The sequence below is a fragment of the Agrococcus sp. SCSIO52902 genome, from assembly GCF_022983135.1.
GTDB lineage: Bacteria > Actinomycetota > Actinomycetes > Actinomycetales > Microbacteriaceae > Agrococcus > Agrococcus sediminis.
Genome location: NZ_CP095269.1, coordinates 2,091,747 through 2,105,571, shown reverse-complemented (window position 1 = coordinate 2,105,571; position 13,825 = coordinate 2,091,747). Strand labels below are relative to the sequence as shown.

Below are 13,825 nucleotides of genomic sequence, written 5' to 3'. Positions count from 1 at the left end.
GTGTCCTTCGGAAGAGGTGGATCAGCCCTCGAGCTGGGGCTGCAGGTCGTTCTCGTACAGGCCCTCGAGCTCGGCCTGCATCTCGGCGAGCGACGCGGCGACGTCGTCGTCAGAGGTGAGGATCTGCTGCAGGCCGGTGGCCAGCACCAGGTCGCCGCCGGGCAGGAACACGCGCATGAAGTCCTGCGAGCGGGTGCGCGACGCGAGCTGCTCGACCGCAACCTCGAAGTTGGGGTTCTCGGCGTACAGCGCGCTGGCGTCGGCGTCGGCGCGAACCGGCATGTAGCCCGTCTGCGACGAGAAGGTCACCGTGTTCTCGGCGCTCGTGAGGTGGTCGGCGAGCATCGCCGCAGCGAGCTGCTCCTCGGGGGTCGAGGCTGCCGAGATCGCGATGCCGGCGCCGCCCGTGGGCACGACGAGCTCCTGCTCGACGGGGCCGCCGGGCAGGAAGGCCACGCCGACCTCGAAGGCGGCGGTCTCGGTGACGCCGCCGAGCGAGCCGGTCGAGCCGATGAACTGGCTCGTCACGCCTGCGGCGAAGTCGTCAGCGGGCGAGCCGCTCGAGACGTTCGCCCAGCCGTCCTGCACCGCGTCCTGCGCGAACTGCACGGCCTCGACGGTGCCGTCGCTGGTGATCGCGCTGGCGTCCCACTCGTCAGACCAGCCGCCGCCGTAGCCCCAGACGAGGTTGTTCATCATCCAGGCGGGGTAGTCCTCGGCCGACGGGAAGGTGAAGGCGATGTCGGTCACGCCGCCCTCGACGAGCGCCAGCGAGTTGGCGCGCACCTCGTCCCACGTCGTCGGGGCCTCGGTGATGCCGGCCTCGGCGTAGTGGTCCTTGTTGTAGTAGTAGATGGTCGTCGAGCGCGCGTAGGGCACGGCGTAGTGCGCGCCCTCGTAGAGGTAGTCGTTGAAGAGCGTCGCGTTGTAGGTGGAGGTGTCGCCCCCTGCGGCGGCGAACGTGTCGTCGAGCGCGAGCAGCGAGTCGTTGACGTAGTTCGTGAACCACGTGGCGTCAGACATCACGACGAGGTCGCCCACGTCGCCCGAGGTCTGCGCGGTCTGGAAGCGCTGCGAGACCTCCTCATAGTTGGCGCCGGCGGTGACGACCTCGACCTCGATGCCCGTCTCCTCGGTGAAGGCGTCGACGAGCTGCTGCTCGACCTCCTGCGAGCCACCGGGGTGGTTGGTCCAGAAGCTGATCGACTCGGCCGGCTCGATCGAGGCCCAGTCGACCTCGGTGCTGCCGCTCGCGTCGGTGGAGCCGACGGCCGGGCCACAGGCCGTGAGGCCGAGCGCCGCGACGCCGAGCACGGCGAACGTGGTGGTGACGCGCTTCGCGCGCGTCTGGTGGATGCGGTGGGACATGATGCTCCTCGGTTGGGGTTGGTAGGAGGTCGGGAGGTGCGGGCTCACTTGACCGCGCCCTGCGTGAGGCCGCTGACGATGAAGCGCTGCATGGCGGCGAACACGATGAGGACGGGGACGATGACGAGGACGGCGCCGGCCATGAGGTAGCCGTAGCTGCCGGTCTGCCCCTCGAGGGATTGCAGGAGGTTGAGGCCGACGGGCAGCGTCATGGTCTCGACGGAGTCGGTGATGATGAGCGGCCACATGAAGCTGTTCCACTCGCCGACGATGGTCACGAGCGCGACCGTGGCGATGGTCGGTGCCGACACGGGCGCGACGATGCGCCAGAGCCGCTTCAGGTGCCCGGCACCGTCGAGCGCTGCCGCCTCGAGGAGATCCTTCGGGAGGGTCTTGAACTGCTGTCGCAGCAGGAACGTGCCGAAGGCGGTGCCGAGGCCGGGGAGGATGATCCCCCACAGCGTGTTGCGCCCGCCGAGCGCCGAGATCGTCATGTAGTTCGGCAGCAGCGCGGCCTCCGGCGGCACCATCAGTGCGACGAGGATCGCGATGAAGACGACGTTCTTGAAGCGGAAGTCGATGAAGACCAGCGCGTAGGCGGTGGTGATGGCGAGCAGCACCTTGATGACGGATGCGACGATCGTCACGATCAGGCTGTTGCGCAGCACGGTGAGCAACGGCACGATGTCGGCGACGTGGCCGTAGTTGTCGAGCGTCGGCTGCTGCGGCAGCAGGGTGGGCTGCATCGTGATGATCTCGCCGGGGGGCTTGAACGACGCGATCACCATCCACAGCAGCGGCAGCACGATGACGGCCATGGCGAGCAGGATCGGCACGTAGCCGCCGAGCACGGTCGCGGCGAGGTTGCGGCGCGAGAACGCCTGGCGCCACTCGGCGAGGTGGGTGGAGCTCATGCGTAGTGCACCCGCTTCTCGACGAACCGCATCTGGAAGGCGGTGATGGCGAACAGCACGACGAAGAGCACCACCGAGATCGCCGCGGCATAGCCGGCGTTCTGGTAGGGCCCGAAGCCCTGCAGGTAGAGCTCGAACACGATGGTGTTCGTGCCGTTGCCCGAGGGCGTCATGATCTTCAGGATGTCGAAGGCCTGCATCGAGCTGAGGATCGTCGTGACCGTGAGGAAGAAGACGGTGGGCGACAGCAGCGGCAGCGTGAGCTTGAAGAAGCGCGTCAGTGCGCCGGCGCGATCGATGCGCGCAGCCTCGATGAGGTCGGCGGGGATCGACTGCAGGCCCGCGAGGAAGACGACGGCGCAGAAGCCGAGGTTCTTCCAGACGTAGACGATCATGACCATCACGAGTGCGAGGTCGCCGTCGAGGTACCACTCCGGCGAGCTCGCGCCGAAGGCGCGCAGCACGTGCCCGAGCACGCCCAGCTGCGGGTCGAAGATGAAGTTCCACACCATGCCGACACCCACGCCCGAGAGCACGTAGGGCGAGAAGATGGCGGTGCGACCGGCGGTGATGCCGGGGATGCGGTGGTTCAGCGCGAGGGCGACGAGCAGTCCCAGCACCATCGAGGCGAGCACCGTGACGACGGTGAACGTGATGGTCACCCGCCACATCTCGGCGCCTTGCGGCGAGGTGAACAGGCGGATGTAGTTGTCGATGCCGGCGCTCGTGGCGCTCGTCGCGCCCATGCGCCAGTTCAGCGTCGAGAAGTAGGCGTTGCTCACCAGCGGGTAGTAGACGAACGCGGTGATGAGCAGCAGGTTGGGCCCCGCGAACGCCAGGAAGACGAGCGCATCGCGACGCCGCTGGCGCTGACGATGCGGGTTGGCGGTGGGCACCCGCCGACACTCTCCAGCCGGGTTGAACCGTAACTGTCGTTCGGCCGTCCCGCAGGGGTGGGTTAGGTGAACCGGGCGTGCTGGGATGTCGCTGCCGCGCGGCGCGCCCGCAGCAGGTGCCGCGCCAGCAGCACCAGCCACACGGCCGTGGGGATGAGGCTCAGCATCGCGATGACGAGTCCGACCTCACCGACGTTCGCGGGCACGAGCATCGTCACCCCGGTGACCACGCCGACGACGCCGGGAGCGCGCCCGAACACGCGGTGGCGCCACATCGCGGCGGAGAAGACGAGCGTGCTGACTGCGCCCAGCACGTAGCTGGTCGCGAACGTACCACCGTAATAGAGCGTCATCAACGTCTCGCCGCTCGCGAGCAGCGCCGCCTGCTCGGAGGCGGCGGCGTCTGCGAACCGCTCGCTCAGCATCCACATCGAGAAGGTCGCCTTACGGGTGACCACGAACAGCGTCACGCTGATGAGCCCGAACACCAAGGCGAGTAGCCCCCACGCCTGCGCGATGCGGCGCAGCGACGCGTAGAGCGCGAGGTAGAACGGGATCATCACGAGGTAGTCGAACGTCAGCAGCAGGTCGAGGTCGAGCAGGCCGACGAGCGGCTGCTGCTGGAACTGCTCGAACAGACCCTCGACCGTGCTCGGCGGCGGGTGCAGGAGGAACACGGCTGCCTGGATCGGGATCATCGCGAGCACCACGATCGCTGCCGCTCCTCCGAGCCGCATCACGCCCAGCCAGGAGGCGTCGGCCCCGTCGCGCTCGCCTGCTGCTGCCATGGCCGTCTCCGCCCGCTCGTCCTCAGGCTAGGCCGGGCGCTGCCAGCATGCCAGGGGTGCACTCCGCGGGGTGCCTCCGCTGGACATTGCGGTCGGCGGGTGGCGGAGACCATGCTCAGCGAAGCATGGATGGGAGTGTTCGGATGAACCTCGGCAGGCAGATCGGCCCGGAGTTCCAGGCGTTCGAGTTAACTCACGACCGGAGCACGTATGAGGTCTTCAGAGGTGGCTCGGGGCCAGCGGTGCTCGTGCTCCACGAGATCCCCGGCCTGCATGCGGGCGTCATCGATTTCGCCCGTCGGCTCATCGCCGCTGGCTATACCGTGTACCTGCCGTCTCTGTACGGGCGTCCGGGAGCCCCCGCGAACGGCCGCGAGAGCCTGCGATCGATCGTGCAGATCTGCGTGGCGCGGGAGTTCACGAAGCTGGCCAACCGCACGAGCCCCATCGTCGGGTGGCTGCGGGCACTCGCAGCATCGGCCTACCGGGAGTGCGGCGGTCCCGGGGTTGGCGTAGTCGGGATGTGCTTCACCGGAGGATTCGCGCTGGCGACAGCACTCGAACCGTCAGTCGTGGCGTGGCTACGCGGCCTCGTCGTCCGTGAGGAAGTTCAGCACCTCATTCAGCTTCGAGCGGTGCGCACTGGGATCCAGGATCGTCCGGCCGATGACGTCGCGCAGGATCCTCTCGTCGTCCTCGTCCAGCTCGTTGACGTGCTCGAGGCACCAGGTGATCTCATCAGCGAGCTTGAAGTCGGGCTCGTCGACGTGGATTTGCGGGTAGTAGACGATTGCGGCGGCGCCCGTCTTCTGTGCGATCGCTGCGGCTGTGTCGCGGTTCATGCGATCTCCTCTCGTGTCGGGCCAACCTAGGCGCGGCGGGCGAGATCCCGCTGCGCCGGCCGTCGGGCCTGTGCAGAACCTGCCCGCCTCATCCTCCGCAGACGCTACAGCGCAGGCTCCGGCGGGGTCTCACCCGCCGCGCAAATGAGTAAACGCGGGTAGCAGTATGACACCTAGGCGTCAAGACCGTTCGGGCCGTAGAGGGTTCCAGCAGCTTCGTCGCTGGGTTCGTACGCCAACACCCAGGCGAAGATCTTCTCCAGCGTGTCTGCGGAGCGTGCGTACGACTGTGCCCACCGCTCGTGCTCCGCTTGGACGTCCCAGAGATTGATGAGTCGCACCATGGTCACATCGAGCACTTGGATCAGCACCCAGCAGTACATTCGTGCATTCCGGATCGGCATTCGCAACTTGAATTGCGCCACTTCACCGTCTGAACCCGGGTTCCGGGATCCCAGCCCCCCGACAGTAGAGCGCTCGCCGTGCGCAGCGCCCGACAGGTGCGAGTACACGGCGGCTGGCGACTCGACGCCTGCGGCTTCCAGAATCGCGCGGGCAAGCGCACCGTAGCGCGGCACCGCAGCGTCTTCGCCGGCGATCCGCGCAGCGTCGAACAACTCCTGCGCTGCGGCAATCGGATCCTCTACAGCCTCGTGGCGGCCATTCGGGAAGAACCGTCGAACCGCCACCCCGTGTCGGGCACCGGCTCGAGCTTCAGCGAGGCCCATCGCTGTGGCTCTGTGACGCATGAGTTCAGCGCTGTCGGCACTCAGCAGCCACCAGCCACGCCCGAGCGACTCGATCGTGCTCCGGGCCAGCGTCGCGAGCGAAGGGCCGAAATGCACGTCCGTCCGCATCAGCTGCGCAAATGCGTGGAACTGGTCTGTGCCTGCGGCGAGGGAGAGCGAGACGCCGGAAAATCCTGACGCCATCAACTCCTGACCGTTCAGGAGTTTCGATAGCGGTGCCGTGGAGCTGGGTTCCGTCTCCCACAAGCGTGAACCGATACGGGTCGCGGAGGTTCCGACATCGATGAGTGCACGCGAGCAGATGTTGCGAATGCCTGGAGGTATCGGCAGAAGGGAGTCCATCACATCACGCTCCGGCGGTGTTGGGGCTCGGGGACGGTGAGCATGCGCCGCACCGTGGTAGCGCTGACGCCGATCGCCGCTGCGATCGCGCGGTAGGACGAACCCTGGTCGCGGAGGCTGCGTGCAGCCGTGATGCGCTCCGGCGTGATGACGGTCGGTCGTCCTCCGACGCGACCCTCGGCGCGCGCTCGGGCGAGCCCGTCGACGGTGTTCTGGCGGATCGTGTCGACGCGCAGCTGTGCGAACACGGCGCTCATGCCGAACGCGGCCCGGCCCATCGGTGCCGTGGTGTCGAACTCGGGCTCGGTGAGGCTACGCAGGTCGATGCCCTCGCTGCGCAGCTGCTCGATCGTGTCGAGCATCAGGCCGGTGGTACCGGCGAGCCGGTCGAGCCGGTAGACCACCAGCACGTCGCCGCTGCGCATGTAGTCCATGCACGCGGCCCACTGTGGCCGATCGCGGCGCCGGCTCGACTGGCCGTGCTCCACGAACACCCGCTCGCAGCCGGCCGCGCGCAGCTGCTCGACCTGCGTCGAGGGGTCTTGCTCGACGGTCGAGACGCGCGCGTAGCCGATCAGTGCCATGCCCCGAGGGTGCCAGAAACCTCCCACGGCGCCGGCGGCGCAGCGAGGTTCTGGTGACGTTTGTGGCGCACTCTCCCGCGGCGTGTCGCGCGGGTCGATCCGCTGCGCCTCATCCGCTCGTTACTGGCTGCCAGGTGAGCTCCAGCGCCTGCGGCGCAGGCATCAAAGCCAGTCGATGGCGCGCCGCGCCGAGATGTAGGTGTTAGTTATGCGATCGCTCGGCATTGGCAGTGCGGGCGTGTGTCGTGCGCGGCAGCCAGCCATGCTCCGAGAAGCACCCAGCTGGCGTGCACTGGACTCAACGGAGAGGCACAAGAATGAAAACGAGATGGTCGGTAGTCACGGCTGCTGTGGCAGCTATCGGACTCTCTGTCGGGGTGGTTGCGCCCGCGACTGCAGCGCCGCCGAGCATGCCCACGGCAGCCGCCTTCGCGGCTGACGACAGGGTCGCGGACCGCAACGAGCGAATCATCGACGCCTACGTCGCCAGCCACCCGGACGACTACGAGGGGCTCGACGCTCTCGTGTTCGAGCTCACTGGCCAGCACATCGACGTTACGATCAACGGCGTCGATGGTGAGTTGAGCGCGAGCGAAGCACAAACGATCGTCGATGCACGCAACGAGGCTCGGCCCGCTGTGGTCGACGGCGATGTGTCGATCCAGTCGATCCCCTCCGACGCCTTCACCGTCTCGATGGTCAGGACACCCATCTCGACCTGGAACGCACAGTTCCGAGGCTCGTGGAACTTCCGGGATGATTACGTCAACGGTGACGGCCGGCCCGACTTCGCCTCGTTGGGCTTCCGCATCCCGTCTTGCGTGTCGATCGGTTCGCACACCTCGGCCACGTATTTGTGGAACAACACTGCGACCTCATCGTCGAACCTTCGCAGTTCCAATGTCGGTGCGGACGCTCCGATCTGGAACGTCTTCGACAACATCTCGGGATTCCAGCGCTCGAACGATCATGGGAACGTCACCGTACGACTCACAAACCGGTGCGGGACAGTGCAGTACGGGAACCAGGCCGCCTTCAACTATGAAGCCAACATCGGTGGCGCGAATGTGCTGAGCCTGAGTGCTGGAATCGGCTTCATCAGCGCCAGCTACAGCGGTGGAGCTCAGGCGTACGAGCGCGGCACTTCGGCAATCACGTTCGCGATCTGAACGCCCGAGCACATACTTGACCAAGCGCTAGTCGGGACGGTTGCTGTTGTTGCTGCCGTGCCGACTGACGCTGAAATATGCGTAGCCCGTTCCGAGGACGCCGAGTGCGAGTAGCCACGGGGGCAGGAGCCAGCCCGCGCTCGGGCCCGTGACGAGAAGCGCAATCATCACCACGAACGCGATCAGCCAGGAGGTGGATCCTCCGGTCGTTCGCCGCTCTTGCATGGCACGAGTGTATGCGGAACGCCGAACATCAGCTGCGCCTCATCCGCTCGTTTCTGGCCGCCGTGCCAGCCTCGCTCGAGCAGTCGACGCCTGGGCGTCAAGTCGAGCAGCGGCACGGGATCAGATGGGCCCGCCGCTCGCGCCTGCGCTGCGTGTGGTTTCGGTCGAGTGGCCGCGCCTGGCGTTTGCGTCAGTCTCCGTGCGGCTAGGGGTTTGTAGCTCGACGGTCAGCAGACTTCGACCGAGCCTTTGCCATGGCCCCCGATCTCGTATGAGCCAACCGAAGACGAGCTCGCGTTGCCGGTGGAGATGGACTAGGCGAGGACCGGCGCGCCGATCATCCCGTAGAGGTCCTTCGGGTCCTCCGGCTCGGCGATGAGGTCGATCGGCTCCGAGAAGCGCGTCGCAGCCGTCGCCTTCTGCACATAGCGGAGCGCGGTGAAGTCCTCGATCGCGAAGCCGACCGAGTCGAAGACCGTCACCTGCTCGCGCGAGGTGCGGCCCGCATCCGCCCCCGTGATCACTCGCCAGAGCTCAGTCACGGGCGAGTCGCCGGACAGCAGCTGGATCTCGCCCTCAATGCGCGTCTGCGGCTCGTGCTCAACGAAGACGCTGTGACGGCGCACGATCTCGACGTCGAGCTCCGTCTTGCCGGGGCAGTCGCCGCCGATCGCGTTGATGTGCGCGCCGACCGGCACCTCGCCGACGCGCAGCACCACCGCGTTCTGCTTGTCGGCGGTGCAGGTCGTGATGATGTCGGCGTCGCGCACCGCGTCGGCGGCGGACGCCTCGATGCTCACCTCGAAGCCGAGGTGCCGCAAGTGCCGGCTCGCGGTCTCGGCGGTCGCGCGGTCGACGTCGAACAGCCGCAGCCGGTTGACGCCGGGCCGCTGCGAGCGCACGGCGAGCGCCTGGAAGACCGCTTGCGAGCCCGCGCCGATCATCCCCATCACCGTACTGTCAGACCGGGAGAGGTGCCGCGCGGCGAGGCCGGAGACGGCCGCGGTACGGAGCGCCGTGAGGATCGTCATCTCCGACAGGAGCGTCGGGTAGCCGGTCATGACGTCGGCGAGCACGCCGAACGCGGTGACGGTCTGGAAGCCGTGCGCCGGGTTCGACGGGTGGCCGTTGACGTACTTGAACGCGTAGGCGGCGCCGTCGCTCGTCGGCATGAGCTCGATCACGCCGCGCGGCGAATGGCTCGCGACGCGCGGCTCGCGCTCGAACTGCTCCCAGCGACGGAAGTCGGCCTCGAGCTCGTCGATCAGCTCGGTGATGATGCGCTCGGCACCGGTGGCGCGGATCCACGCGCGCATGCTGCTGACGCTTCCTGGCCGAGCAGCTGCGCCCTTGAGCCCGTCGCGACGTCCTCGCCAGCCGCACCGTCGACCCCGCACGCGCCTACTGGCGCAACAACGACAGAAGCCCCGGCCGATGGCCAGGGCTTCTCCCCGATATGAACGATGACGCGGAACATCTATGAACGATGTCCCGCGTCATCACAATGGTGGATCTGGGGGGACTCGAACCCCCGACCCCCTGCATGCCATGCAGGTGCGCTACCAGCTGCGCCACAGACCCTCACGCTGCTCTCGGAGCAACTCGATTACTCTACAACACGTTGTGACGGGATGTCACATCGGCGGGCGTATGCTCATCGCTCGTGCAGGCGATCCGCCGGCCCCGCTCGGGGCTGATCCAGCTCTGGGAGCGACAACACCCCGCCAGACGCATCTTCGCCGGGTTCATCGCGCTCAACTTGACGGGCTGGGGCCTGCTGATGCTGCCCATCTCGAAGGAGGGCGACGGCGGCGCGAACTGGATCGAGGCGCTCTTCACCGCCGTCTCCGCCGCGTGCGTGACCGGCCTCACCGTCGTCGACACCGAGCTCTACTGGACGCCGTTCGGCCAGGGCGTGATCCTCGTGCTCATCCAGCTCGGCGGCCTCGGCGTGATGGTCTTCGCGAGCCTCATCGGCATCTTCGTCGTGCGCCGGCTCACGCTCGGCTCGCGCCTCACGACCGCGCAGGAGGCGCACGCCGAGGGCATCGGCCAGCTGCGCCGCCTCATCGTGAGCATCGCCACCATCGCCGTCGTCGTCGAGTGCGCGGTCGCGATCGTGCTCTGGCTGCGCTTCTGGCTCGGCCGCGGCGAGGAGCCGCTCCACGCCCTGTGGCTCGGCGTCTTCCACGCCGTCTCGAGCTTCAACAACGCCGGCTTCGCGCTCTTCAGCGACAACCTCATGGGCTTCGTCGACGACCCGTGGATCCTGCTGCCCCTCGCGACCGCGACCATCATCGGCCGCCTCGGCTTCCCGGTGATCATGCAGATCCTGAAGCACGCGCCCCACCCGCGCCGCTTCTCGATGCACACCTGGCTCGTGCTCACCGGCACGGCGCTGCTGCTCACCGTCGGCACCGTCGCCATCGCGGCCCTCGAGTGGAACAACCCCGGCTCGCTCGGCGCCCACCCGACCGGCACGCGCATCCTCGATGCCTTCTTCCACTCGGTGCAGACGCGCACGGCCGGCTTCAACGCGCTCGACATCGGCGCGTTCGAGCCCGAGACGCTGCTCGTGATGGATGTGCTGATGTTGATCGGCGGAGGCCCGGCGGGCACCGCGGGCGGCATCAAGATCACGACGTTCGGCGTGCTCGCGGCGATCATCATCGCCGAGGTGCGCGGCGACCCCACCGTCACCGTCTTCGGCAAGCGCCTCTCGCGCGCCGTGCACCGCGAGGCGACCACCGTCGCGCTGCTGTCGGTCGGCCTCTGCTACGCCGCCACCGTCGCGATCATGCTGCTCACCGACATCGACCACGACCGCGTGCTCTTCGAGGTGATCTCGGCGTTCGCGACCGTGGGGCTCTCGACCGGCATCACCGCATCCGTCGGCACCCCGAGCCAGCTGATCCTCATCCTGCTCATGTTCCTCGGCCGCGTCGGGCCCATCACCGTCGCGACCGCCATCGCCCTCCGACCCCGCAGGCTCGCGTACGAGCTGCCCAAGGAAAGGCCCATCATTGGCTAGGCTCCGCAACCCCTTCGACGCGTCGACGATCGGCTCCGCCACGTCGGTCGCCGTCATCGGCCTCGGCCGCTTCGGCACCGCGCTCGCGCTCGAGCTCATGGCGCACGGCACCGAGGTGCTCGGCATCGACGGCGACGAGCAGGTCGTGCAGGCGCTGAACGGCGAGCTCACCGCCGTCGTCGCCGGCGACGCCACCCGCCCCGAGCTCATCGAGCAGCTGGGCCTGGCTGACTTCGACCGCGTCGTCGTCGCGATCGGCACCGATGTGACCGCCAACATCCTCACGACGAGCCAGCTGCTGCGCGTGGGCGTCAAGGAGGTGTGGGCGAAGGCGCTCGACGAGCGGCACGCGCTGATCCTGCACCAGCTGGGCGTGCACCACGTCGTGCGGCCCGAGGCCGACATGGGCCGCCGCGTCGCCCACATGGTGCGCGGCGCGCTCGAGGACTTCATCGAGATCGACGCCGGCTACGCGGCCGTGCGGCTCGAGGCGCCCCTCGACCTGCTGGCGGTGCCGCTGCGCGAGCTCGGCCTGCAGGTCAAGCACGGCATCGGCATCGGCGCCGTGCGCCGCGACGGCTCCTGGGTGATCGCCAACCCCGAGACGCGGCTCGAGCGCGGCGACATCCTGCTCGTGCACGGTACGACGGCGAAGGTCGAGGCGTTCGCCGCGTCGGCCGCGAAGCGCCGCGAGCCGTAGGCCTCACACCCGGGCGGGGGCCTCCAGCGGCGCGGGCTCGGGGGCGGCGGATGCGCCGGGCACCACGAGCGCGGCGATGCCGGTGGTCACGGGGATCGCGAGCACGAGCCCGATGGAGCCGACGAGCGTGCGCACGATCTCCTCGACCACCTCGCCGGTGGTCAGCTGCACGTCGACCGGCGCATCCGTCATCCACATCACCATGAGCAGCGGCAGCGCCGCCCCGACGTACGCGAAGGCGATCGTGTAGACGGTCGAGGCGATGTGGTCGCGGCCGATGCGCATCGCGCGCGCGAAGAGCTCGCCGCGGCTCGCGCCCGGCGCGACCGCGCGCAGCTCCCAGACCGCCGACGCCTGCGTGATCGTGACGTCGTTCAGCACGCCCATGCCGGCGAGCACGAGGCCGCAGAGGAACACGTCCGACAGGTCGGCGCTCGTCTGCGTGAAGAGGATCTGCGACTCCTCGGCGCTCGTGCCCATGATGCGCGACGACGACGTCGCGAGCCACGCGATGCCGGCGGTGAGCAGCAGGCCGATGAGGGTGCCGAGCAGCGCCGTGGTCGTGCGGGTGCTGAAGCCGTGCGCGAGGTAGAGCACGATGCACATGACGACGGATGCGCTCACGAGCGCGACCGGCAGGGCCGGCTCCCCCGCGAGCAGGGCGGGCAGCGTGAACGCGCCGATCGCCGCGAACGCACCGACGAGCCCGACGATCGCCGCGACGCCGCGCCAGCGCGCGACCGCCACGACGACGCCGACGAAGGCGAGCGCGAGCAGCGCGAGCGGGATCTCGCGCGCGAAGTCGACGAAGACGTACGTCGAGCCGAAGCCCGCGGCCTCGGGGATGTCGAACACGCGCATCCGGTCGCCGTCGCCGATCTCGGCCATCGCCTCCGGCGGCACCGCCACCTGCACGGCGGTGCCGTCGTCGAGGCGCGCGGGCACGAGTGCGGTCGCCTCGTCGGGCACGCCCTCGGAGGTGGCGTGCAGCGAGCCGGCGCCCTCGCCGAAGTACGGCATCCGGTCGGGCAGCGGGTCGGCGCTCGGCCACAGCACGAACAGGCCCACGATCGTGGCGAGCAGCATCGGCACGAGCGCCGCCCACAGCGCCACGCGCGAGCGCACGCTCACCCGCAGGTCATCGCCGTGCTCGTGGCTGTGCGCGGTCGGGCGGGCGATGACGCCCGAGCCCAGCTCGTCGTCGCCGAAGCTCACCTCGCGCGGCCGCCACGGGTCGCGCTCCGAGTGCCGCGCCTCCAGCGCGCGGTTCCGATGACGCCCCACAGCGCCCCCTTCGATGCGCGGGCAGGCTACCAGCGGGCCGGGCCCCGCTCCGGGAGGCGGGCCGCGGCGCTCGCCGTCCGAGTCGCCCCTACCGCGCGCCGGCGTCGCCGCCGGCCGCTTCCGCCCGTGCGACGACGCTGCGCGCGTGCCGCAGGATCGGCTCGTCGACCATCCGCCCCTCGAACGAGAAGACGCCCGGCGTCGCCTCGGCGGCCGCGAGGATGCGCCGCGCCTCGTCGAGCTGCGCCTCGGTGGGCGCGAACGCCCGCCGGTACGGGTCGACGTGGCTCGGGTGGATCGCGGCCTTCGCGCCGAAGCCCGAGGCGGCGGCGTCGAGGGCCTCCGCGTGCGCGCCGTCGAGGTCGGCGATGTCGGTGCGGATCGCGTCGATCGCGGTGACGCCGAAGGCGCCGGCGGCGACCAGCACGCGGCTGCGGGCGTGCAGCGCGACGTCGCGGTAGGCGCCCGCCTCGTCGCGGCTCGAGGTGCCGCCGAGCGAGGCGACGAGATCCTCGGCGCCCCACATGAGGCCGACGACCACCGCGTGCGCGGCGAGCTGCTCGACCGCGAGCACCCCCATCGCGGTCTCGACGAGCGCCACGACGCGCGCGCCCGGCACCGCCTCGACGACGCGGTCGACCTGCTGGGGCCCCTCGGCCTTCGCGAGCATCACGGTGCGGAACGGCGACGCGGCGACGGCCGCGAGGTCGTCGTCGAAGCCTGCGGCGGATGCGTCCTGCACGCGCACGATCGTGCGTGCGGGGTCGAGGTCGGCGGCCTGCACCGCCCGGCGGGCCTCGGCCTTGGACTCCGGCCCCACCGCGTCCTCGAGGTCGAGGATCACCGCATCCGCCCGCGCCGCGGCCTTGCCGAAGCGGTCGGGGCGGTCGCCGGGGCAGAACAGCAGCGCGGGGCCCATGTCGAGCGCCCCGC

The 13,825-nt window shown here is 69.2% G+C and carries 14 protein-coding genes and 1 tRNA gene; 3 read left to right on the top strand and 12 right to left on the bottom strand.

Going from position 1 to position 13,825, the window contains the following annotated elements; translation table 11 throughout:
- Positions 1-21: 21 nt before the first annotated feature.
- The 7 genes from MU522_RS10370 to MU522_RS10340 form a co-directional block, all read right to left on the bottom strand.
- Positions 22-1,368: an ABC transporter substrate-binding protein gene (locus tag MU522_RS10370; protein WP_246990884.1), complete on the bottom strand. Its 1,347-nt coding sequence runs from the start codon at positions 1,366-1,368 to the stop codon at positions 22-24.
- Between the two features lie 44 nt (positions 1,369-1,412).
- Entirely contained in the window at positions 1,413-2,282 is an 870-nt protein-coding gene (locus MU522_RS10365) for a carbohydrate ABC transporter permease (protein WP_246990883.1), read from the bottom strand.
- Positions 2,279-3,178: a sugar ABC transporter permease gene (locus MU522_RS10360; RefSeq protein WP_246990882.1), complete on the bottom strand. Its 900-nt coding sequence runs from the start codon at positions 3,176-3,178 to the stop codon at positions 2,279-2,281. Before MU522_RS10360 ends, MU522_RS10365 begins: the two co-directional genes overlap by 4 nt.
- Before the next feature lie 62 nt (positions 3,179-3,240).
- Positions 3,241-3,966 (bottom strand): DUF4386 family protein, encoded by a 726-nt coding sequence (locus MU522_RS10355; RefSeq protein WP_246990881.1) that lies wholly within the window; start codon positions 3,964-3,966, stop codon positions 3,241-3,243.
- Between the two features lie 581 nt (positions 3,967-4,547).
- Positions 4,548-4,808 carry a hypothetical protein gene (locus tag MU522_RS10350; protein ID WP_246990880.1) on the bottom strand — a complete coding sequence of 87 codons (261 nt, stop codon included), beginning with the start codon at positions 4,806-4,808 and terminating at the stop codon, positions 4,548-4,550.
- Between the two features lie 173 nt (positions 4,809-4,981).
- Positions 4,982-5,899 (bottom strand): hypothetical protein, encoded by a 918-nt coding sequence (locus MU522_RS10345; RefSeq protein WP_246990879.1) that lies wholly within the window; start codon positions 5,897-5,899, stop codon positions 4,982-4,984.
- Positions 5,899-6,483, bottom strand: a complete 585-nt coding sequence (locus MU522_RS10340; protein WP_246990878.1) for a recombinase family protein — start codon at positions 6,481-6,483, stop codon at positions 5,899-5,901. The genes MU522_RS10345 and MU522_RS10340 overlap by 1 nt, the downstream gene beginning before the upstream one ends.
- A 410-nt stretch (positions 6,484-6,893) precedes the next feature.
- On the opposite strand from MU522_RS10340, the gene MU522_RS10335 reads away from it, so the two are divergent.
- Complete coding sequence (locus MU522_RS10335; protein WP_246990877.1) at positions 6,894-7,652, top strand: hypothetical protein; 759 nt, start codon at positions 6,894-6,896, stop codon at positions 7,650-7,652.
- A 27-nt stretch (positions 7,653-7,679) separates the two neighbouring features.
- On the opposite strand, the gene MU522_RS10330 is transcribed toward MU522_RS10335, so the two are convergent.
- The 3 genes from MU522_RS10330 to MU522_RS10320 all read right to left on the bottom strand — a co-directional run bounded on the left by MU522_RS10330 (position 7,680) and on the right by MU522_RS10320 (position 9,458).
- Positions 7,680-7,877 (bottom strand): hypothetical protein, encoded by a 198-nt coding sequence (locus MU522_RS10330; RefSeq protein WP_246990876.1) that lies wholly within the window; start codon positions 7,875-7,877, stop codon positions 7,680-7,682.
- 314 nt (positions 7,878-8,191) lie between these two features.
- On the bottom strand, positions 8,192-9,193 hold the full coding sequence (locus tag MU522_RS10325; RefSeq protein WP_246990875.1) for an ornithine cyclodeaminase: 1,002 nt from the start codon (positions 9,191-9,193) through the stop codon (positions 8,192-8,194).
- Positions 9,194-9,382: 189 nt separating this feature from the next.
- Positions 9,383-9,458 (bottom strand) — tRNA-Ala (locus MU522_RS10320).
- Positions 9,459-9,540: 82 nt separating this feature from the next.
- Here MU522_RS10320 and MU522_RS10315 point away from each other — a divergent pair.
- A complete protein-coding gene (locus tag MU522_RS10315) occupies positions 9,541-10,908 on the top strand; it encodes a potassium transporter TrkG (RefSeq protein WP_246990874.1) in 1,368 nt (455 codons plus the stop codon).
- Positions 10,901-11,608: a TrkA family potassium uptake protein gene (locus MU522_RS10310; protein ID WP_246990873.1), complete on the top strand. Its 708-nt coding sequence runs from the start codon at positions 10,901-10,903 to the stop codon at positions 11,606-11,608. The genes MU522_RS10315 and MU522_RS10310 overlap by 8 nt, the downstream gene beginning before the upstream one ends.
- Before the next feature lie 3 nt (positions 11,609-11,611).
- Here the strand turns inward: MU522_RS10310 and MU522_RS10305 are convergent, their stop codons facing one another.
- Complete coding sequence (locus tag MU522_RS10305; protein WP_246990872.1) at positions 11,612-12,892, bottom strand: YibE/F family protein; 1,281 nt, start codon at positions 12,890-12,892, stop codon at positions 11,612-11,614.
- 88 nt (positions 12,893-12,980) lie between these two features.
- Positions 12,981-13,811, bottom strand: coding sequence for a CoA ester lyase (locus MU522_RS10300; protein ID WP_246993524.1), 831 nt, complete (start codon positions 13,809-13,811; stop codon positions 12,981-12,983).
- Between the last annotated feature and the right edge of the window lie 14 nt (positions 13,812-13,825).

Coding starts and splice junctions, on each gene's coding strand:
- MU522_RS10370 (WP_246990884.1), bottom strand. CDS start 1,368: ATGTCCCACCGCATCCACCAGACGCGCGCGAAGCGCGTCACCACCACG.
- MU522_RS10365 (WP_246990883.1), bottom strand. CDS start 2,282: ATGAGCTCCACCCACCTCGCCGAGTGGCGCCAGGCGTTCTCGCGCCGC.
- MU522_RS10355 (WP_246990881.1), bottom strand. CDS start 3,966: ATGGCAGCAGCAGGCGAGCGCGACGGGGCCGACGCCTCCTGGCTGGGC.
- MU522_RS10350 (WP_246990880.1), bottom strand. CDS start 4,808: ATGAACCGCGACACAGCCGCAGCGATCGCACAGAAGACGGGCGCCGCC.
- MU522_RS10345 (WP_246990879.1), bottom strand. CDS start 5,899: ATGGACTCCCTTCTGCCGATACCTCCAGGCATTCGCAACATCTGCTCG.
- MU522_RS10340 (WP_246990878.1), bottom strand. CDS start 6,483: ATGGCACTGATCGGCTACGCGCGCGTCTCGACCGTCGAGCAAGACCCC.
- MU522_RS10335 (WP_246990877.1), top strand. CDS start 6,894: ATGCCCACGGCAGCCGCCTTCGCGGCTGACGACAGGGTCGCGGACCGC.
- MU522_RS10330 (WP_246990876.1), bottom strand. CDS start 7,877: ATGCAAGAGCGGCGAACGACCGGAGGATCCACCTCCTGGCTGATCGCG.
- MU522_RS10325 (WP_246990875.1), bottom strand. CDS start 9,193: ATGCGCGCGTGGATCCGCGCCACCGGTGCCGAGCGCATCATCACCGAG.
- MU522_RS10300 (WP_246993524.1), bottom strand. CDS start 13,811: ATGGGCCCCGCGCTGCTGTTCTGCCCCGGCGACCGCCCCGACCGCTTC.